Genomic DNA, 19,182 nt, shown 5'->3' with positions numbered 1-19,182 from the left:
GGCATCAACGAAGCGCAACCCCTTCGCTTTTGGCACTGATCGCCGCGAACAACGCATCTCGCCCTCGGCCTTCCAGCCACCGGTCGAACGTCAGCAGACCGGGGAACGACTCGCGCAGAGATGCAAGGTCGGCGTTACCGGACAGTCGGCCGTCACCGACAAGCCTGGCCAACGTCCCGAGGAACGGGCTTTCTGCGAGCACGGTGTCCGGAAAGCTGTGATAGACCACGGGACGCCCGGTTATCAGGCTGAATTTGCGGGCCAGAGCCGGACCAGTTACTGCATCGCCCGCTATTTCGATAGTGCGGGACGAGAACACTTCAGGCGCCGAGAAGATCCGAGCCACGATCTTTCCGATATCTTCGGCGGCAATGAATTGCATCGGCTGGTCTGCATGCATGAAGAAGGTGAGCTCGCCTTTGTCGAGTCCCATGCCAGGCAGCATCAGGATTTCCATGAACGCGCTCGGGCGCACAATCGTCGAGGTCATGTCAAGGCGGCGGACGTAGGCTTCGATTTCGCTTTTGCTATCGAAATGTCCCATCCCGGTTTTGGTGGGACCCGCTGCGTTGGTCGAGCTGTAGACAAAGTGCTGGACGCCGCTTTTTAGAGCGATGTCAGCGACGGTCTTGCCGTAGCGGATCTCGTCTTCATCCGTGACCCCGTACGCAACGCCTTGACCGGAACTTGGCTGCACGCTGAACACGCCGTAGACGCCTGCCATTGCATCCTGTATGGACTGCGGATCGGAGAAATCTCCCTTCACGGTTTCGACTCCAATCGCCGCAAGCGCCTTTGCACTGTCGCTCGCCGGGTTGCGCACGAGCGCCCGCACCTTCCATCCGTCAAAGCGCAATGCCTTCGCCACGAAGCCACCCTGTTGCCCGGTTGCCCCGAACACAAGGATCGGTTCATCAGTTCTGTTCATCGCGGTATCCGAAAGTAACTATTGACGGGGCGATTGTAGGCCGCTATATCTTTTCCGCAAGACGGCACGGGGGTGTGCTTTAGTTACATGGAGGTAACCTTGTCCCAGACAATTTTCGGCCGCCCGTTTGCCATGACGCACGAAGGTCCGGTTGTGACGCCATGTGCGCCGCACGATGTGCTGGCGCGTCTCGGGGACAAGTGGACGATCCTGATCATGTCGTTGTTGTCGCTCGCCCCGCATCACCGGTTGCGTTTTTCGGGCATCAAGCGCGGTGTGAACGGCATCTCCGAGCGCATGCTGACGGCGACGCTCAGAAACCTGGAACGTGACGGCTTGCTCGTGCGGCACTACTTCCCGGAAGTACCGCCGCGCGTCGAGTATGAACTGAGCGAAATGGGCATCAGCATGTTGCCGGCGCTGGAAGGGTTCACCGCGTGGATCCGGATGAACTGGCCCGCGATCGAAGCGTCCCGGCAACGATACGATTCGCAGGCCTCCGGCGACGCCTAGCGCGGATGGCATTCCCAATCGTTGTAAGCCGGCTTGTCGAGCGGAGTCAGCCCGGGGATCATGAATACGGAACAACCGAATCGACGTCCCTTCGTGGTGGTTGCGTCGTAGGTCACGGGCGTTCCCCCAAGTGAGTTGCGCTGGCCGTATTTGATGTTGGAAACGGTTATCTCGTCAGAAGAAGCCAGCCCGATAGTTCTGGACGTGGTTTTCTGAACTTCGATCATGTTCATCTGCGTCGTGCCGCAGGCCGACAAACCGGTCAACAACACGGCCGAGATTGCGGCGAGTATCAGTACTTTCTTGTTCAAGAGAATCCCCGTGAGTGTGATGTCTAAGTCCTGCCATCGGCCGCCCATAGCGCGCGGCCGATCCGTTGCATGCATGCCGCGGTTCAAACGCCGAACAGTGATACAGGCGTACAGAGCGCCCCTTTGCAGTTTCCCGGCGTGAAGTAGAGCGTCTGGATCTTGCCGCTCGGCAGCACGAACCCACCGATCAGGCCGTTACCCTTCGCGCCCTCGACGTTCGCCTGCTGAATGAACGTTGCGCTGGTGGTGGCCGGATCGAGGCCATAGAAGTTGAACGTGGCGGACTGCGACAGATCCTTCGCGAAGATTGCGCCGGTTCCATCGGAGAACACGAACTCTCCGCGGAAACGATAACCACGCGCACCTTCACTATTCAGTTGCGTCATGAAGGAGGTATCGTCGGTCGGCACGGCCGTGATCTCGTAGCCGTATGTCGCATTACCCTGCGAGCTCTTTTCGTAGATCGATGACGTGCTCGCATCGCCCAATAAGAACGCCGGTGCAACGTTGTAATAACCCTGCGCACCTTGCGCGTTGGCCTGTGCCACGAAATCGGCCTTGCTCGCGGGCTGGGTCAGGACCTGATAGGAATACGTAGCGATTGAACCATTGTCTTTCCTGTAGAGAAAGAACATGTCGGTACCCACGGCCAGTTCGCCCGCCCACCGGAAACCCCTGGCGCCTTCGCTATTCGCTTGCGTCAGGAATGCGGCGCTGCCCGACGTGACGTCCTGTACTTCGTAGCTATAGGTTGTCGCTTGATCCTTGACGAAGGCCGATGTCTGATCGAGCGTTGCGGTCGCAGTGAAAGCATAGTCGCTCAGATAGCGATAGCCCTGCGCGCCTTGCGTGTTGAGACTGGACAGGAACTGCGCGCGGCTTGTGTCGGGCGTGAGGCCTTCGTAGATGAAAGCGGTAATTGCCGGTGTCGAAGGTGTAGAAGGTGACGACGGCGTATCGGGCGCCGTGTTGGCCGGCGTGCCATTACCGGAATCAGGGGAGTTATTCGATGTCTTCGCATCATCTCCGCCACAAGCCGCCAGCGCAAAGGCGGCGTATATGACTGGCATCGACCATTTAAGCATCCAGACCCGTGAGCTACTCATTTGCAAACACCCCTTTGTTTTTAATACTCGCAATTGGTTTAGTACCGACGCAAACGGATTACCGGTCGGCCGACTGATCGGCAGACGCGAGACATGATGGCGAAGTCGTTGAACCCGCTGCACCATGGGTATCGAGCCGGTTGAATACCGGTTCCAGTGGCGCAGTGGTTTTCTCACCTGATGAATCAGGCGAAGGAATGGTAGCAGTTGCCTAATCGATGAATTTGCCTGAACGTCCCGATTGCTTGCCTGCGCGTCTCAATTGAATGAGAGTGAGTCGGCACGACAATCAGAAACTGACGAACGTCCTGCTGAGCATTTCAAGCTGGCCGCGGGCGTCGTAGCTCCCTCAGCCAAGGTCATGCGCATCCGCTTGACGAGGCCGATGAAGCTGCTGCCTCAACGCATAAGCGGCCACGACAGCCGCTATAAACCCCGATGCAGCACCAACGCCCAGCGACCAGCGCGGGCCGGGATGGTCCGCAATCCAGCCAACGATGGGCGCGCCGATCGGCGTGCCCCCGAGCGCAATGCCAAGACGCAGCGCCATCACACGTCCCCGCATGGCGGGTTCGGTCGAGAGCTGCATCAGCGTGTTGGTGGCGTTGGTGAAGGTCAGGGCCGCCACGCCGATCACGACCAGCGCCGCCGCGAACAGCCAGTAATTCGGTGCGACGGCCGCGAGCGTGCAGCCGAACCCGAACGTCAGGGCGCCGATCAGCAGCGACGTGAATTGCGGTTTGCCGCGGCGGGCGGCGAGGAGAGCGCCCGCGACCGTGCCAACCGCCATGATCGATGACAGGAGACCATAGCCACGGGCATCGGTATGAAAGACGCCGACCGCCATGGTCGAGATGAAGATCGGGAAGTTCAGTCCGAACGTGCCGATCAGGAACAGCATGACCAGGATCGCCTTGAGGTCCGGCCGGGACCATACATAGCGAAACCCTTCGGTGAAGCTGCCCTTGGTGCGGCGAGCCCTCGCATTAGCACGCAGCTCGGAGACGCGGAACAACGACAGGGAGGCCAGCACCGCGATAAAACTCACGCCGTTGATCATGAACGCCCAGCCGGTGCCGACCGAAGCGATGACCAGACCGGCAACCGCCGGCCCGATCATCCGCGCGGCGTTGAACGAAGTCGAGTTGAGCGCGACCGCGTTCGACAGATCCTCGTCGCCGACCAGTTCCGCCACGAAGGTCTGGCGCACGGGTGCATCGAATGCTGCCGCGCAGCCGGACAGGAAGGCGAACACATAGACGTGCCAGAGCTGGACGACGCCCGTGACGGTGAGCAAACCCAGCGCCAGGGCGAGCGTGCCCATGGCTGCCTGCGTAGCAACCAGCAGCTTGCGCTGGTTGTAGTGATCGGCAGCGAAGCCCGTCCAGGGCAGCAACAGAAGCTGCGGCCCGAACTGGAGCGCCATGACCACGCCCACGGCCGACGCATTGTGATGCGTGAGCTGGGTGAGCACGAGCCAGTCCTGAGCCGTGCGCTGCATCCAGGTTCCGACATTGGAAACAAGCGCGCCGGCCGCCCACACCCGATAGTTGTAGCTCCTCAGCGACCGAAATGTGCCGGTTGACAAAGCGGTCATGAACGCTCTGGACTATCACCGCCGTGCAGGCGGCCAAAGAGCCGCGCGCACAGCAATCCCATGGCCAGGATGCCGAGCCCGAAAGCAAGGGCATCGCTCGTGATCTTCAGTGCGAAATCGCCGACGCGGCAGACGAGCACATACCCGAGGACGATATTGAAGAAGCCCCAGAGCACGTTCACGGTAGACGATGAAAGCCCTTGCCCCGGCGGTTTGGCGAACGGGCTCTGGAACGGCTCTCCTTTCACGCCGCTGACGAGATGCGGCACGGCGTTGGTGAGAAAAACCCCGCCAAAGAAGTAGGAGACAAGCTGCAGCCATTCCATGTTCAGTTCCTCGTTCCAAGCAGGTCGATGATGTCCTGGGCCGTGCCGGTTTCGCCCAGCCTCGGGAAGACGTTCCTGATGCTGTAGTCGTGCGCCTCGGAACGTGAATCCGTCATCGCGTCGATGGCGAGCGTCACGTTGAACCCGTGCTCATAAGCCTGGCGGGCGGTCGATTCGACGCCGGTCCCGGTAGCGACACCCGTGACGACGACCTGGGTCACGCCCAGCGCCTTCAGCCGCTCCCCGAGATCGGTGCTCGCGAACGCACCCCAGGTCCGCTTTGTCACGACGATGTCGCCGGGCTGCTGGCCGAGTTCGTCGATCAGGTCGGTCCACCCGGCCGGGAACGTTCTGCTATGGCGCGGCTGCTCGGTGCGCCCCGGCGCTCCACCCGCGACGTTGACCAGCACGACGGTCAGGCCGCGTTCACGAAACGCGTGGAGCAGGGCACACGAGCGCTCCACGACCTTGTCGTTTGGATGGCTGAAAGGGGAGCCGACAAGACCTTTTTGCAGATCGACGACGATAAGGGCGGTGTTCGGATCGAGCGTGGTAACGGCCATGGTTTTCCTGAAAGGTCTGGGACTCGCTCAGAAGTCGGCGAGCCGCTGCAGCAGTTTCACTGCGGCCGCGAGTGCGTCCTGTTCCTGTGGCGAGAGTTGTGCCTGCAAAGCGCGGAGCAGCCAGTCTTCTCTGGCAGCACGGCTGGCCTTGATGGTTTTTCGGAAGGCGGGAGTCAGGTCGATCAGCGTTTTTCGTCCATCGGCTGGATCGGCCTTGCCACTGATGGCCCCGATGGCCTCCAGGCCGGCCACTGTGACGCGCATGGACTGCGGACGCACGCTTTCCGCACGGGCAAGAGCGGAGACGGTTGCGGGCCCGTCGCGATCCAGACGATGGAGGACCGATTTCTGGGCGGAGGTGAAGTCGCCCGGATGCGCTTGCTCACGCAACCGTCGAATGAGTTTTCCAACAGAAATGCGCAGTTCACCGGCAAGAGCGGCCGACCTGAGAGTCTCAGGCGTGGGTGATTGTTTGACCATGTGCAGACGATAACATACATACAGTCAAACTGTACAGTTTGACTGTATGTATCGCTTCATTGCCGACTGCTGGGCCCATGCGGTTCGTCGTGCAGCGAATGCTGGTGCCAGACTTTCCCGACCAGCCACTGAAATATCGATTGATGAGTTTCGTGGTCTTCGGGAATCGGTGTCGTCAATTTCCCGAGCCTGTCCTGACGGGAAGCCAGAAGCTGGCACATCTGCCTGGCAACCTCCGGATGGTCCTTGAGGAAAGCTGTCATGTCCTCCTTGCCCAACTGATACAGCACGGAGGGCGTGAGTGTGGAGACGGACACGCGCATGGGAAGTCCTGCAAGCAGACCTGCCTCTCCGAATGCTTCGCCTGGACCCACTCGCGCGATCTCGCGCTCGCCTGACGGTTCGGTGAATTTGACGGAGAGAACCCCCGACGCGACGATAGACAGACTATCGGGCACTGTATCGGGCGCGGATATCACCTGATGTTCCTGATATTCATGACGTGAAAGTCGTGTGGCGAGCCGCTTTACTTCATCCCCAGTCAGACTTTCGAACAGGCTCACGCGTTTGAGCAGCGCTTCTTTTGCGTCATGCGTGCTTTCGACCGGCGCAGGGACGCCGAGCGCGCGCATGGGAATGGCTGACGAAGCAAGATGCCGGTAGCAAAGGTCGAACAATTCGTTGGACGCGGCGAGTTTCTTGTCCATGTTGTCGACAAACGCAACCACCTCGTATTGCACCGAGTTCACTGTAGTGCGCTTCATGTGGGCATAAGGCGCAGGCGCGTTGAGGATGATGTCGCAGCCGGTCAGTGCGCGGCGCAGCGCTTCGAGCACTGTCCGTGGCCGCGCTTCGGGAGCGATTTCAAGCACAAGCGACAGCCCGTGGACATTGGCCGGCCTGCTGTTATTCGAAATCTTGCCCTTCGATGCAACCGCATTCGGCACGATCAGCGTATTTCCCTGGCCCGTCAGCAAGTGAGTGGCGCGCCAGTTCATTTCGACGACCCTGCCTTCCACGTCATCGATCATGACCCAGTCGCCGACCGAGTACGGCTCCGTGGTGTTCAACACAATGCCCGCGAACACGTCGCTCAGCGTGCTCTGGATCGCCAGACCCAGGACGATGGCAAGCGCCCCGGATGTGGCGACCAGTCCACGCACCGGCAACGCGAGCACAAAACCGAGGGCGGCCACGACCGCGGCCAGAAAGACCACGGCGCCGAACACGTCCGAAAAGAGCCGCTGCTTTCGCCAGGTGCTTGGCAATAAAAGCGTGTCGAGGGAAAGGGTAAGCAGCCGTGCGCCCATCAGCCACCAGATTATTTCGACGATCTGGCCCAGCCAGTGGCGCTCGGGCGCGGCGGCATCCGGAGCTTGCGTGAAGGGGTTCAGGCCTGACGAGAAGAGCACCGCGCTCAGCGCGCTAAAGAGCGTGAGCCGTATGAACAGCCGTATGAGCTCGTTGGGAGGCACCCGCAGCCGCCATACGACGACATCCAGAGCGACGATACCGAATCCAAGGATCAACGGGTATTTCACAGGCGCTCCGCCAGGAGATAGCTTCAAGAGGACCGATATAGGCACGCGAATGCTGTTTCGGCCGTGCGCAGCAGGACACCCGGCAGCCGGGTGCGCCAATTCTGCGGCTCCTGATGGGGCCGCGCAACTGTCCTTTTTTGCACTGCGTGCGATTTCGAGCCGTAGCTCAGCGGAGAGGATAGTGCAGATGCCGCCCGCACTCGGCGGGACGGCGAAAGAATCATCGAACCGGTTTGGCGCGAGCGCTGAGGAAAGCGGTGGCGATGGAGAATGCTCCCGGACGGGAGACTCGTGAAATCAGCCTGTTTCGGGACCGGCCGGCGGCGGGCCGGAACGGCTTTCGCTGACCGCGCCCCGTGCCCTTAAAATCGCCGGCGCTCCGCTCACGCCACCCGCTTGCTTCTCCGATACTGATCGAACAACACTGCCAGCAGCAGAATCCCGCCGCGAATCAGGTACTGATAAAAGGTCGGCACATTCATGAGGCTCATTGCATCCTGCACCGAGCCCATGATCAGCACGCCGACCAGCACGCCGGAGATCGTGGCCACGCCACCGGTCAGCGACACGCCGCCAAGCACGCAAGCCGATATCACCCCGAGTTCCAGCCCGACCGACGTCTTGGGGTCTCCAAGACTCATCCGCGAAGCCAGCATGACACCCGCGAACCCTGTCACGAGCCCTTGCAGCACGAACACCGTGATCTTGATGCGCATGACCGGCAGACCTGCGAGCAGCGCCGCTTCGCTATTGCCGCCCACCGCCAGCACGTTCTTGCCGAACACGGTCTTTTTCAGCAGAAAACCAAACAGCAATAAGCCGACGATGTTCGACCAGATCGGAAACGAAATGCCGAGGAACGATCCGCCGCCGAGATCGAAGAAACGTTCTTCGGAGATCATCACGGCATCGCCGTTCGACGTGATGTAGGCGAGTCCGCGAACCACTTCCATCATTGCCAGCGTGACTATCAGCGAGTTGATCTTCCAGCGTGCAATCAGCACGCCGTTCACTAGTCCGACCGCGCCGCCGGCCAGCACGCCTCCCGCGATCCCCAGCGTAACGCTATGCGTGGACGTGATCAGCGTGGACGCCACCACCCCGGCAAACGCCACGATCGAGGCCACCGACAAATCCACCTCGCCGAGCGCGAGCACGAACATCATGGTGACGGAGATCGAACCGATCAACGTGACCGACAACAGCAAGCCCTGGATATTGCGCGAGCTGATGAAACCCGGGACGGTGAAGGCCAGCGTCACGAACAGGATCACGAACACCATGACGATGCCCGACTTGTTGATGAGGTCCCAGGTCCGCGCGGCGCGAGCACGCGAGCCCGTGCTTTGAGCGGGATTCGACTGATTGGTGACGGGGGTAATTTCCATGATGTCTCTTTCGTTCGCAGCGCGTTGAACGTGCTGCGGGTGTTATCGGTGATGAAGGTGAATCAGCCGGGCAGGGCGAGCTTGATGAGTTGATCGGGCGTCGCCTGCGCCTTGGGCAGGTTGCCGACGATCTTTCCTTCGCGCATCACCATCACGCGATCCGCCACGCCAATGACCTCGGCCAGATCGCTCGATACCACGATGACCGTGCGCCCCGCTTCCGCAAGCCCGTACAACAGGCCGTAGATTTCGCTACGTGCGCCGACATCGATACCGCGTGTCGGCTCGTCCATCAGGAACACATCGATCTCTTCGGCGAGCCAGCGCGAAAGAATGACCTTCTGCTGATTGCCGCCGGAAAGCGTGCCAATAGGCGTGTTGCCGTTGCGCGTCTTGATGGCGAGCTTCGCGATGTAGTCGGTTGTCGTCGCGGCTTCCTTGCGGCTGTTCAGGATGTTGAACGGGCTGAAGTGCCGGCGGCAGCTCATGTTCATATTGTCGGAAACCGAAGCGATCGACACAATGCCTTCCTGCTTGCGATCTTCCGGACACAGCGCCACGCCCGCGCGCACGGCGTCGCGCGGCGATCTGAACTTGCGTTTCGATCCCTTGAGCACGATCTGCCCCGACACGGGTTTGACCGCGCCGTAGATCAGCTTCATCAGCTCGGAACGGCCGGCGCCAACGAGCCCGAAGAAGCCGACTATTTCGCCCTTGCGCACGCTGAACGACGCCGGTTCCGCCAGACCCGGACCCATCAGCGCCTGCACATCGAGCTGCACATCGCCTATGTCGCGTGCACGGTAGCCGTACACGTCGTGAATGGAGCGTCCGACCATGCAACTGATCAGGCGATCGCGTTCGAGTCCGTCGACTTCCTCGAAGGTCTCGATGCGCCGGCCATCGCGAAACACCGTCACGCGATCGCAAAGCGCATAGACCTCGTCCATGCGGTGCGTCACGTAGATGATCGCGCGTCCCTCGCTTTTGAGCGCGCGAATGATCTTGAACAGTTGCTCCGTCTCGCGCGATGACAATGAACTCGTGGGTTCATCGAACGCGATCACGCGTGCGTTGCGCATCAGCGCCTTGCCGATCTCGATCATCTGGCGTTGCCCGATCGACAAGTGCTTGACTTGCATGTTCGGATCGATCTTTTCACCCAGCCGGTCCAGCTCGGAGATTGCGCGCTTGACCAGCGCCTTTTCGTCGAGCATGCCGAAGCGGTTCGGCATTGCGCCAAGCATCAGGTTCTCGGCCACGGTCAGTTCCGGGACGAGATGCAGCTCTTGATAGATGATCGCGATGCCCGCCTCAATGGCGGCCTTGGTGGTCGTGAACTGCTGCTCGACGCCGTCGAGCGACAAGCTTCCACCGCTTGTCGAATTCACGCCCGACAGCACTTTGAGCAACGTCGACTTGCCCGCGCCGTTCTCGCCCATCAGCCCGTGGACTTCGCCCGTGCGCACGCCGAGCGACACGGAGTCGAGCGCAAGCACGCCGGGAAAACGCACGGTGATGTTATCGAGCAGGAGATAAGGCGCGGCCGTGGCCACTGCGGTATCCATCATTGAGCGTTCCTTGGTTGAAAACTGAAGCGGGCGCCATGACGTGCATGACATGCACGACGCCCGCGGCCAAACGCTCAGATACCCAGTTCCTTGCGCACGTCCTGCCAGTTGCTGCGAACCATCAGCTTGCCGGTGGTCTGCGTATCGGCGGGCGGCTGCTTGCCGTTCTTGATCCAGTCGACGAGGTTCTGCGTGCTGTCCTTCCCATGGTTTGTCGAGCTCACGGCAATGGTGCCGTAGAAGCCCGTTTGTTCCTTCTTCTGGAATTCGGCGAACGCTTCACCCGCGCCGTTGATGCCCACGCCGATCACATCCGCCGACGCAATATGCAGTTGTTCGGTCGCGCGCACGGCGCCGAGCACGGTCTCTTCATTGATCGCGTAGATCACCCATTTCTTGATGTTCGGATGCTGCGACAAGACCGGCGATGCCGCGTTGAAACCGCCTTCGTCGTCCGTCGTCTTTTGCGGGGCATCGAAGATATTTTCTTTCTTGAAGCCGCTCGCCAGGAGCGTCTGCGTGGCGCCGTCGGTGCGTTGCTTCGCCGTCGGGAGTTCGTAATCCGTGATGCGCAGCGCGCCCACTTCCTCGGGCTTCCAGCCGCGCTTTTTCATTTCGTCCGAGATGGCGGTGCCGACCTGATTGCCGATCTTGAATGCGGACATGCCGAGGTGCGGGACGTTCGGCAGCGGCTTGCCGGTCGAGTCGACCAGTTGGTCATCGACCGTCACGAACTTCATGTTGTAGCGCTTCGCGCGGGCCTGGATGGCCGGTCCGAGACGCACGTCGGGCGCGCAGATCACGAAGCCTTGAGCGCCCTGCGCGCCAAGGTTATCGATGGCGGACAGCACCTTCTCGCCATCCGGCGTGCCGATGTTCACCACTGAGAATTTTTCCTTTTGTCCAAGCGCGGATGCCGCTTTCTGTTCGTTGATAAACCACGCCTGTTCGGGCATCTTGACGAGGAAACCGACCTTCAGCGGTTCGTCGGCATGAGCGGACATCTGCGGGGCGAACGTGATGCCGAGTGTGGCTGCGGCAATGGCGGACAAGGTCAAACGACGAAGCTTACGGTTCATGAGGGCGTCTCCTGGTTGAATTGAGGCTGCATGACTCAAGTGACATGCAGCGAAGCGCAGGCTTGCAGCCCGTTCGCCTCTTCTTGCGGTATTGCGGGTCAATCGTTGTTCCGCCAGGCAGGCGGGTTTGTTGTACGGTCGTAATGTGCGCGAGGCAGGCCGCGTCTTGTCGGGTTAGCCCTCATGCCCTCGCGAACTCGCTACCAGGCTTGCTGCAAACGCAAAGGGCGCAGTCTCAGGTTCTAAAAGTTTGACTGCATCTTAAGGAAGCGGCTGATTCCTTTCCAATCAGTTTTTTGACGATACCGATATCAAATCCGGTATGTCCGCGATGCTCCTACATTCTGGGATGGAAGCTTGCTCAAGCTGGCCTCAGCCGGTCAGGATCGGCTACGATTGGCGATCGTAAAACTTGCCGCAGGCGCATTGCATGGCCCAAAACTATTCGAACATCACCGTGCGCACGCGCCTCAAGACGCGGCAACTGCTTCTTCTCGCGGCAATGGAGGAGGAGGGCAACGTGCGCCGCGCAGCCGAGATCCTCGGCATGACGCAGCCGGCGGCATCGCGATTATTGAAGGAACTGGAGGATGTGCTGGAAGTGCGGCTCTTCGACCGCACGCCGCATGGCATGCACCCCACGCTGTACGGCGAAGTGATGATCCGGCACGCGCGCATGGTCCTGTCGAACCTGAGCCAGGCGCATGACGAAATCGCCGCATTGCGCGCGGGTCTCGTGGGGCAAGTCCAGATCGGCGCGATCGCCGCCGCCGCTGCGACGATGGTGCCGCTCGCAATCGCACGCGTGAAGGCGAGCTATCCGCAGTTGCAGATCTGGCTGCAAGTGGAGACATCGGACGTGATGTTGCCGCTCGTGGCCCAGGGACATCTCGACATCATGGTTGGCCGCGTGCTCGAGCGGCAGGGCCAGTTCAAGGATGCGGTGCGTTACGAGCCTATCGCCGAGGAACCGCTTTGCGTGGTCGTGCGTCCCGGGCATCCGTTGGCGAGTGCAAGCGGGCTGACCATGGCTGACATTGTCGGCGAGGGCTGGGTCTTGCATCCCCCGGGCAGCGTCTTGCGGCATCGGTTTGACATGGTGTTTTCGCAGATCGGTCTCGCCGCGCCGGATAACGTGGTGAACACGAACAACATCGTCGCCATCTCGGGCATCCTGCTGCAAAGCGACATGCTTGCCGTGATGCCAGAAGAGGTCGCGCGGCAATACGAGGAGTTCGGCACGCTGAAGCGTCTTGCTATCGAATTGCCTTGCCGCATGGACGCGTTCGGAATCATCACCCGGCAAACGCGCTTGTTGTCGCCGGCGGCGACCGTCGTTTTGCGTGCATTGCACGATGCCGCGCTGGAGGTTTACGGCGCGCGGGTGGACGCTATCGCCTGACGCAAAACGCCTGAAATAAGGCCCTGGGCACGCCATCTGCTCTTGCAATCCCTAAACGGATTCTGGAGAGAAGATCATGTTCAGCTTTAGCGAAAGCATTTACCGCGGTTATCGGATCACGGCCTGGGCGCAAAGCGCCCAGGATCTCACCGATAGCGCCAAGCCCACGAGCTTCGTTGCACGTGCTGTCGTGGCCGGGACTGCGGCGGCGGTGATGGACTACCGCTTGCCGGTTCCCGGTCTCGACGCGGCAGCGTTCGCGCAACCGGCGGCGGCCCGGCACCGGGCTGAAGCAGCCGCACGGGCCTATATCGATGAACTGCGCCGCAACGAGGAAGCGGAGTCGGCCGGGCAGTATCGCCGGTCCCGCGCCGATGGAAACCGCGGCGTCAGCGCCGCCGCATAAGCGCCCGACCGGTAACGCATTGAACCAGCCGGGCGGCTGGTTCAGGTCGCGCGTCTAGTCAGGTTCAAGGCTGAAAGCAAGTAAAGACCTTAATTGTAAGCTGTATTTGAGAATGCTTCTCGTTTAGGTTATATTGAAATCCGACCTAGAAATGAGGGGCAACTCGATGACGGAAGTGCTCGACCGGCCGGCACAATCGCCCGCCACACCGCTGATACCTCCTTCGCTCGTTAGCGCCGGGAACGCATGGCGTCCCGTGCATGAGATCCAGCCGGCAACTGAATCGCCCGCGCAGAAGGCAGCGTGCGCTGCGCGCACGCTGCTCGACATCGCCATCTCCAACCGGCCGATGCTCGTAAACATGGCGCGTGGTTTTGTCGGTTGCGGCAGCCGGGCGGAAGACGTTGTCCACGACGTCTTCATCAAGCTCATCGATTTCCCCAATCAGGACGCGGTCCGCCAGCCCGCCGCGTATGTCGCGCGGATGGTGCGCAATGCATCGATCGATGCGTGCCGTTCGCAGACGCTCGAAAACACCTATCACGCCGACGAAGACGACGGCCTCGACGTGCCGTCGCCGCAATGCACGCCCGAAGTCATGGCCGAGACGCGCGACACGCTGCGTCAGGTTATGGCTGCGCTGGAACAATTGCCGGCGCGCTGCCGCGCGGCCTTCGAGATGGTGCGTTTGCGCGAGGAAACGCTGAAAAGCACGGCGAGCGCGCTCAACGTCTCGCAAACGCTGGTCCATTTCATGGTGCGTGACGCTGAAAAGCATTGTGTCGATAGCCTCGATGCCTGCCATCGCGGCGACGCGAATCCGCGCTATTTCGACGGCTGCGCACGTCGCCGGTAAAAATTCGCTTTCCCCAAGCGTCTATTCCATACAGATGGCGCCGTGAGCTCAAGGCTTCCGGCCGCCGACCTCCCAAGTTTTCCCCGACCAGGCCGCCGATCATGACGCAAGCCCAGCACACCCCGACCGCGTTCGCACGCGAAGCCGACGAACTCGAGTACACGGTCGTCATCAATGACGAGGAGCAGTATTCGCTCTGGCCGACCTTTCGCGCAGTGCCTGCGGGCTGGCGCACGGTCGGCGTGAGCGGCTCGAAGGACACGTGTCTCGCGCATATCGAAACCGTCTGGACCGACATGCGCCCCGCCAGTCTGCGCCGCCACATGGACGGCGTCGCGTCCTGAACATGCATGCCGGGTGATGTCATCCCGCGCCAGGAGAATTTCGCATGAACTCGCTTCCAGAGGCACGGCCGACGCTGGACGATCTGAACATCGAACCGGGATTGCCGACCGTGGTCTCGCCCAGACCCGGCGTCAGTATCTCGCTTGAAGAAGCCGCAGCGCCGCTGCGCACGATCATCGATAGTACGCTCGAGCGTTCAGGCGGGCTGCGCTTCACGGGCTTCGAGGTTGCATCGATAGAAGCATTCCAGCGCTTCGCCGCATCGTGCGGAGATCCGCTCATTGGGTATGAATTTGCATCGACGCCGCGCAGCCAGGTCGAGGGCGCCGTGTACACATCGACGGAATATCCGCCGCATCGCTCCATTCCGCTGCATAACGAACAGTCGTACACACGCGAGTGGCCGTTGCGCATCTGGTTCCATTGCGCGCTGGCGGCGCGATCGGGCGGCGCGACGCCGATTGCGGACAGCCGCGCGGTCTACCGGGCACTCGATCCCGCGCTGGTCGACCGTTTTGCAAAACGCGAGCTGCTGTACGTGCGCAACTTCGGGCAAGGACTCGATCTGCCATGGCAAAACGCATTCGGCTCAGATGACCCCGCAGTGGTCGAACGGATCTGCGCGACGCGCGGTATCGAATACGAGTGGCGCAATGGCGACGATGAAGAACTGCTCCTGCGTACCCGCGAACGCTGCCAGGCGGTCGCGCGCCATCCGCGCACGGGCGAGATGGTGTGGTTCAACCAGGCGAATCTGTTCCATCTCTCGACGCTCGATGAAGACATGCAGGAAGCACTCGTCGATGCCGTCGGCCTGGAAAACGTGCCACGCAACGTGTATTACGGCGACGGCGAACCGATAGAAGCTGAAGCGCTCGCGGAGATTCGCGGCGTGCTGGACGAGCAGCGCATCGTGTTTCCGTGGATGACCGGCGACGTGCTGATGCTCGACAACATGCTGACCGCGCACGCCCGCGATCCGTTCGAAGGACCGCGCAAGGTCGTGGTCGCGATGGCGCAAAGCTACAGCAAGCGGACGGATACACGATGACATTGCCCGCAGGACCCGCACTGGCCGCGCACTCGCTGACGGTTGGATACGGGGAACATATAGTGCTTGACCGGCTGGATGTGAGTATCCAGGCAGGGCGGGTTACCGCGCTGTGCGGCCCGAACGGGTGCGGCAAGAGCACGTTGCTGCGCACGCTTGCCGGATTGCAGCCGGCGCTTGGTGGACATGTCGAAGTGAACGGCGTGCCTATTGGTACATTGCGCCGGCGCGTGCTCGCCCGGACGCTGACCATGCTTGCGCAGTTCAACCAGATTCCGGCAGGGCTGACTGTGCGTGAACTGGTTGCATACGGGCGTTATGCGTATGGCGGCTGGCTGAGAGGACTGACACGCGCGGATCACGCAGCGATCGATGAAGCGCTCGAAGCAAGCGGCCTGGCCGATGATTCAGCACGCGATGTCGCCGCGCTCTCGGGCGGCGAACGTCAGCGGGTGTGGATCTCGATGGCGCTGGCGCAGCAGGCGCCTATCGTGTTGCTCGACGAGCCGACAACCTATCTCGACATCCATCATCAACTCGATATTCTCCACGAACTGCGGCGGCTGAATCGCGAGCGCGGATTGACGATCGTATGGGTGCTGCACGACCTCAACCAGGCTGCCGCGTTCAGCGATGAAATCGTATTGATGCGCGCCGGCCGGATCGTCGCTCATGGCGCGCCCGATGCCATGCTCGACCCGCATCATCTCAACGATACGTTCGGCGTGCGGATGCTGAAGATCGCACATCCGCAGACGGGTGCGCCTATGTGCGTGCCGGCTTACGAAGCGGAATCGCTGGGAAGCCCGGCCAGGGATCTGGTCGCATGACCACGCTTGCCTCCTCTTCCGAGCGATGGCGCGCGCCGGTAAAAAGCCGCGTGGGTTTGCTGGTCGTCTTGCTCGTGCTCCTGATCGTCGCAGTTGCGCTGTTGCGCCTCGCGCCCGATGTCCGTGCGTGGCTTGAGGCCGCGCCGGGCAGCGACGCCGCTCAGCTCGCCGGTGTCTTTCTCTTCGACCTGAATGTGCCGCGCATTGCAGCGGCGCTCGTGGCGGGCGGCTGTCTTGCGGTCGCCGGCACGTTGTTCCAGGCGCTGACGCGCAATCCGCTGGCATCGCCCGATCTGCTTGGGATCACGGGCGGCGCGCAACTCGGCTTGCTCGCCGCGATGATCCTGCCCGCCGTATTCGGCGCGGCCTCCGTGCCGTTGCTGTTTGCCTGCGGTCTCGCGGCCGCTGCATGTGTTGCGGCGGCCGCCGGCGGCTGGCGGGCGACCCCGCTTCGGCTGGTGCTGGCGGGCAGCGTCTGCATGCTGCTGTTCTCGGCCATATCGACACTGTTGCTGGCCTTCTTCGAGCAGACCGTGGTGGGCGCATCGCTATGGGCGAGCGGCAGTTTGTATCAGCCGGGCGCGGCCGGATTGAAGTCGGCGCTTGGGTGGCTCGTCGTGCCGCTCGTTGCGTTGCCGTTCGTCATGCGGCCGCTCGATCCGCTGTCTCTTGGCGACGATGCCGCCGCTGCGCTCGGCGTTCGTATCGACGCCACGCGGCTCGCGGCGCTGACCGTCGCGGTCGCTTTTGCGAGCGTCGCGGTGAGCATTGCGGGACCGCTCTCCTACGTTGGATTGATCGCGCCGAATCTGCTGCGGCAGATTCGCGGCGCGAAGGCATCGAAGCTGGGCGCGCTCGTGCCGTTATCGGCGCTGGTGGGCGGCGCGCTCGTGCTCGTCACCGACAGCGCCGTACTCGCACTCGATCTCGACTCGACGCTTTCCACAGGCGTCGCCATTGCGTTCGCCGGCACGCCGCTGATGCTCGCGATGATCCGCAGCGGCGCCGCGTGGGCAGGCGTGCTGCATGGGGGCCAGGAACGTGCGGTGGAAGCACGCGGCACGCGCTTCGTCCGCGCGATGAGCGCGTTGCCGTGGCCGGCGGTCGCGGCGATCCTGGCGGCGACGTGCGCGGTGATCCTGGTAATCGGTGCATCGTCTGGCCCGACGTGGCTGGGTCCCGAGCGATGGCTCGGCGTCCTTGCTCATCGTGACGATGTGGCGCGCATGCTGCTCGATCTGCGCGTGCCACGCCTCGTGTGCGCGTTGCTTGCGGGCGCGTTGCTGGCATCGAGCGGCGTGTTGATGCAGAGCATCGTGAGAAATCCGCTGGCGGGTCCCGAGGTGCTCGGCGTCACGCAAGGGGCGGGGCTGACGACGCTCGTCGCGCTGATGATCTGGCCGCTCGCCGGTCACGCGATCGTTTCGGGCGCCGCGTTGACTGGCGGTGGCATAACCCTTCTGCTTACCTTGTTGCTCAATCGGCGGCATCATTACGCGCCACTCGCGGTGGCGTTGACGGGCATTGTCATTGGTACGTTATGGACTACGTTGTCGCAATGGCTGATCACGCAGCAAAGTGTGCAGCCGGCGCGGTTCGTGGTGTGGCTCGTAGGTGGCACATATGGGCGCAGTTGGGGCGAAGTCGCGGCGCTGCTGCCGTGGTGCGTCGTTGCCCTACCGGTACTTGCGTTGCTCGCGCGTCCACTCGACCTGCTCGCACTCGGCGATGATCAGGCGGTCGCGCTTGGCGTGCCAATCAGCGTGCTGAGGCCGCTCGTGCTCACCATTGCCACGCTCGCTGCATGCGCGGCGGTGGCGGCGGTCGGGCCGGTGGGGTTTATCGGATTGATGGCGCCGCATCTGGCGAACATGCTCGGCGCGCGGGCACATCGGACCCGGCTCTGGCTCGCGGCCGCGATCGGTGCGCTGGTGCTCGCCGCCGCCGATATCGCCGCACGCACGCTGCTCGCGCCACGTGAGATTCCGGCGGGCGTGCTGACGGCGTTGATCGGCGCGCCTTATCTGCTTGCGCTTCTGGTGCTGCAGGTACGGCGCGAAAAGCGGAGCGGACGATGAGTCCGGACGCCGCGTCGAATGCTTCGCAATGTCTTGCATCGTTCGCGCCGGCATCGATCGCGCCGTATCTGCAGAACGTGTGGCTCGGTGCGCCCGATCATGCTTTGGAAACGAACGACATCAGCATCCCTTTGTCGTCGCTGGGCGCGCATCGGAACGCGTTGCTCGATGCAATGGTCCATCACTATGGCGGCGATGCCGAGCTTCACGCGCGTGCGTTGTTATCGCAATGGAGCAAGTACTATTTCGGGCTTGCCGCCCCCGCGGGAATTCTGGCGGCGCGGCTGCTGCGACGTCCTCTGGACATGTCGCCATTGAGAGCGCAGCTTGTCCTGCGCGAAGGCATGCCGGTCGCGCTGCGTTTCGCAGCCGACGCGCTCAAACCGCATACCCACGATACCGTGCTCAACTACGCCGGCCTGCTCGAGCATCTCGATACAGTGATCGGGATGCTCGCCGGCATGACGCGCATCGCGCCACGCGTGTTGTGGAGCAACGCAGGCAATCTGCTCGACTACTTGCTGGAGCAATGCGCGCTGCTGCCGGGCGAGGAAGACGATCGTGGCGATGCTGCATGGCTCTTCGGACTTTCCCTCGGCGCGGATGGCGCACCCAATCCGCTGCGCGCCCCCATCCGCCAGATGAAGCCGCGCTCGGCGCTGCTGCCCGACCCGTTTCGCGCACGCCGCGTGTGTTGCGTGCGCTACGAGATCCCCGGAGAAACGCAACTTTGCACCAGCTGTCCCTTACTGCTGACAATGTCGGACGAACAACTCGCGCTACAAGAGGCAATCGCGTGAAGAAGCTTTTC

General features: G+C 62.0%; 20 protein-coding genes. 9 read left to right on the top strand and 11 right to left on the bottom strand.

Going from position 1 to position 19,182, the window contains the following annotated elements; translation table 11 throughout:
* Positions 1–4: 4 nt before the first annotated feature.
* Complete coding sequence (locus AXG89_RS41770) at positions 5–928, bottom strand: NmrA/HSCARG family protein (RefSeq protein WP_075357359.1); 924 nt, start codon at positions 926–928, stop codon at positions 5–7.
* A 99-nt stretch (positions 929–1,027) separates the two neighbouring features.
* Between AXG89_RS41770 and AXG89_RS41765 the strand changes: the two genes are divergently transcribed.
* A complete protein-coding gene (locus tag AXG89_RS41765; RefSeq protein ID WP_075357650.1) occupies positions 1,028–1,441 on the top strand; it encodes a winged helix-turn-helix transcriptional regulator in 414 nt (137 codons plus the stop codon).
* Here the strand turns inward: AXG89_RS41765 and AXG89_RS41760 are convergent.
* The 10 genes from AXG89_RS41760 to AXG89_RS41715 form a co-directional block, all read right to left on the bottom strand.
* Positions 1,438–1,752: a hypothetical protein gene (locus tag AXG89_RS41760; protein WP_236873655.1), complete on the bottom strand. Its 315-nt coding sequence runs from the start codon at positions 1,750–1,752 to the stop codon at positions 1,438–1,440. The genes AXG89_RS41765 and AXG89_RS41760 overlap by 4 nt on opposite strands.
* Before the next feature lie 83 nt (positions 1,753–1,835).
* Positions 1,836–2,858, bottom strand: a complete 1,023-nt coding sequence (locus AXG89_RS41755; RefSeq protein WP_143325511.1) for a hypothetical protein — start codon at positions 2,856–2,858, stop codon at positions 1,836–1,838.
* Positions 2,859–3,207: 349 nt separating this feature from the next.
* On the bottom strand, positions 3,208–4,455 hold the full coding sequence (locus tag AXG89_RS41750; RefSeq protein WP_062001577.1) for an MFS transporter: 1,248 nt from the start codon (positions 4,453–4,455) through the stop codon (positions 3,208–3,210).
* Positions 4,452–4,781, bottom strand: coding sequence for a hypothetical protein (locus AXG89_RS41745; RefSeq protein WP_062001578.1), 330 nt, complete (start codon positions 4,779–4,781; stop codon positions 4,452–4,454). The genes AXG89_RS41750 and AXG89_RS41745 overlap by 4 nt, the downstream gene beginning before the upstream one ends.
* A 2-nt stretch (positions 4,782–4,783) precedes the next feature.
* Positions 4,784–5,344, bottom strand: a complete 561-nt coding sequence (locus AXG89_RS41740) for an isochorismatase family protein (RefSeq protein WP_075357361.1) — start codon at positions 5,342–5,344, stop codon at positions 4,784–4,786.
* Between the two features lie 27 nt (positions 5,345–5,371).
* Positions 5,372–5,824, bottom strand: coding sequence for a MarR family winged helix-turn-helix transcriptional regulator (locus tag AXG89_RS41735; protein WP_062001580.1), 453 nt, complete (start codon positions 5,822–5,824; stop codon positions 5,372–5,374).
* Between the two features lie 56 nt (positions 5,825–5,880).
* On the bottom strand, positions 5,881–7,365 hold the full coding sequence (locus AXG89_RS41730) for a mechanosensitive ion channel family protein (RefSeq protein ID WP_075357362.1): 1,485 nt from the start codon (positions 7,363–7,365) through the stop codon (positions 5,881–5,883).
* 383 nt (positions 7,366–7,748) lie between these two features.
* A complete protein-coding gene (gene araH / locus AXG89_RS41725; RefSeq protein ID WP_075357363.1) occupies positions 7,749–8,753 on the bottom strand; it encodes an L-arabinose ABC transporter permease AraH in 1,005 nt (334 codons plus the stop codon).
* Positions 8,754–8,815: 62 nt separating this feature from the next.
* Positions 8,816–10,324 carry an L-arabinose ABC transporter ATP-binding protein AraG gene (gene araG, locus AXG89_RS41720; protein ID WP_062001583.1) on the bottom strand — a complete coding sequence of 503 codons (1,509 nt, stop codon included), beginning with the start codon at positions 10,322–10,324 and terminating at the stop codon, positions 8,816–8,818.
* A 74-nt stretch (positions 10,325–10,398) separates the two neighbouring features.
* Entirely contained in the window at positions 10,399–11,403 is a 1,005-nt protein-coding gene (locus AXG89_RS41715) for an arabinose ABC transporter substrate-binding protein (RefSeq protein WP_062001584.1), read from the bottom strand.
* 430 nt (positions 11,404–11,833) lie between these two features.
* Here AXG89_RS41715 and AXG89_RS41710 point away from each other — a divergent pair, with 430 nt between their 5' ends.
* The 8 genes from AXG89_RS41710 (at position 11,834) to fhuF (ending at position 19,171) form a co-directional block, all read left to right on the top strand.
* The gene (locus tag AXG89_RS41710; protein ID WP_075357364.1) at positions 11,834–12,805 is read left to right on the top strand and encodes a LysR family transcriptional regulator; all 972 of its coding nucleotides are present in this window, start codon (positions 11,834–11,836) and stop codon (positions 12,803–12,805) included.
* Positions 12,806–12,881: 76 nt separating this feature from the next.
* A complete protein-coding gene (locus AXG89_RS41705; protein ID WP_119024859.1) occupies positions 12,882–13,211 on the top strand; it encodes a hypothetical protein in 330 nt (109 codons plus the stop codon).
* Between the two features lie 166 nt (positions 13,212–13,377).
* Positions 13,378–14,067, top strand: coding sequence for an RNA polymerase factor sigma-70 (locus AXG89_RS41700; RefSeq protein WP_075357652.1), 690 nt, complete (start codon positions 13,378–13,380; stop codon positions 14,065–14,067).
* Positions 14,068–14,168: 101 nt separating this feature from the next.
* Positions 14,169–14,411 carry an MbtH family protein gene (locus AXG89_RS41695; RefSeq protein WP_062001587.1) on the top strand — a complete coding sequence of 81 codons (243 nt, stop codon included), beginning with the start codon at positions 14,169–14,171 and terminating at the stop codon, positions 14,409–14,411.
* Between the two features lie 44 nt (positions 14,412–14,455).
* Positions 14,456–15,463, top strand: coding sequence for a TauD/TfdA family dioxygenase (locus AXG89_RS41690; protein WP_075357366.1), 1,008 nt, complete (start codon positions 14,456–14,458; stop codon positions 15,461–15,463).
* Complete coding sequence (locus tag AXG89_RS41685; RefSeq protein ID WP_075357367.1) at positions 15,460–16,293, top strand: ABC transporter ATP-binding protein; 834 nt, start codon at positions 15,460–15,462, stop codon at positions 16,291–16,293. Before AXG89_RS41690 ends, AXG89_RS41685 begins: the two co-directional genes overlap by 4 nt.
* Positions 16,290–18,371 carry a Fe(3+)-hydroxamate ABC transporter permease FhuB gene (fhuB, locus tag AXG89_RS41680; RefSeq protein WP_075357368.1) on the top strand — a complete coding sequence of 694 codons (2,082 nt, stop codon included), beginning with the start codon at positions 16,290–16,292 and terminating at the stop codon, positions 18,369–18,371. Before AXG89_RS41685 ends, fhuB begins: the two co-directional genes overlap by 4 nt.
* The gene (fhuF, locus tag AXG89_RS41675; RefSeq protein ID WP_062002325.1) at positions 18,368–19,171 is read left to right on the top strand and encodes a siderophore-iron reductase FhuF; all 804 of its coding nucleotides are present in this window, start codon (positions 18,368–18,370) and stop codon (positions 19,169–19,171) included. Before fhuB ends, fhuF begins: the two co-directional genes overlap by 4 nt.
* The last annotated feature ends 11 nt before the right edge of the window (positions 19,172–19,182 follow it).

It is taken from the genome of Burkholderia sp. PAMC 26561, from assembly GCF_001557535.2.
Taxonomy (GTDB): Bacteria; Pseudomonadota; Gammaproteobacteria; order Burkholderiales; family Burkholderiaceae; genus Caballeronia.
Note: the sequence above shows the minus strand (reverse complement) of the source record. Positions and strands in the feature narration are given on the sequence as shown.

Coding starts and splice junctions, on each gene's coding strand:
- AXG89_RS41770 (WP_075357359.1), bottom strand. CDS start 928: ATGAACAGAACTGATGAACCGATCCTTGTGTTCGGGGCAACCGGGCAA.
- AXG89_RS41755 (WP_143325511.1), bottom strand. CDS start 2,858: ATGAGTAGCTCACGGGTCTGGATGCTTAAATGGTCGATGCCAGTCATA.
- AXG89_RS41750 (WP_062001577.1), bottom strand. CDS start 4,455: ATGACCGCTTTGTCAACCGGCACATTTCGGTCGCTGAGGAGCTACAAC.
- AXG89_RS41745 (WP_062001578.1), bottom strand. CDS start 4,781: ATGGAATGGCTGCAGCTTGTCTCCTACTTCTTTGGCGGGGTTTTTCTC.
- AXG89_RS41740 (WP_075357361.1), bottom strand. CDS start 5,344: ATGGCCGTTACCACGCTCGATCCGAACACCGCCCTTATCGTCGTCGAT.
- AXG89_RS41735 (WP_062001580.1), bottom strand. CDS start 5,824: ATGGTCAAACAATCACCCACGCCTGAGACTCTCAGGTCGGCCGCTCTT.
- araH (WP_075357363.1), bottom strand. CDS start 8,753: ATGGAAATTACCCCCGTCACCAATCAGTCGAATCCCGCTCAAAGCACG.
- araG (WP_062001583.1), bottom strand. CDS start 10,324: ATGATGGATACCGCAGTGGCCACGGCCGCGCCTTATCTCCTGCTCGAT.
- AXG89_RS41715 (WP_062001584.1), bottom strand. CDS start 11,403: ATGAACCGTAAGCTTCGTCGTTTGACCTTGTCCGCCATTGCCGCAGCC.
- AXG89_RS41710 (WP_075357364.1), top strand. CDS start 11,834: ATGGCCCAAAACTATTCGAACATCACCGTGCGCACGCGCCTCAAGACG.
- AXG89_RS41705 (WP_119024859.1), top strand. CDS start 12,882: ATGTTCAGCTTTAGCGAAAGCATTTACCGCGGTTATCGGATCACGGCC.
- AXG89_RS41700 (WP_075357652.1), top strand. CDS start 13,378: ATGACGGAAGTGCTCGACCGGCCGGCACAATCGCCCGCCACACCGCTG.
- AXG89_RS41695 (WP_062001587.1), top strand. CDS start 14,169: ATGACGCAAGCCCAGCACACCCCGACCGCGTTCGCACGCGAAGCCGAC.
- AXG89_RS41690 (WP_075357366.1), top strand. CDS start 14,456: ATGAACTCGCTTCCAGAGGCACGGCCGACGCTGGACGATCTGAACATC.
- AXG89_RS41685 (WP_075357367.1), top strand. CDS start 15,460: ATGACATTGCCCGCAGGACCCGCACTGGCCGCGCACTCGCTGACGGTT.
- fhuB (WP_075357368.1), top strand. CDS start 16,290: ATGACCACGCTTGCCTCCTCTTCCGAGCGATGGCGCGCGCCGGTAAAA.
- fhuF (WP_062002325.1), top strand. CDS start 18,368: ATGAGTCCGGACGCCGCGTCGAATGCTTCGCAATGTCTTGCATCGTTC.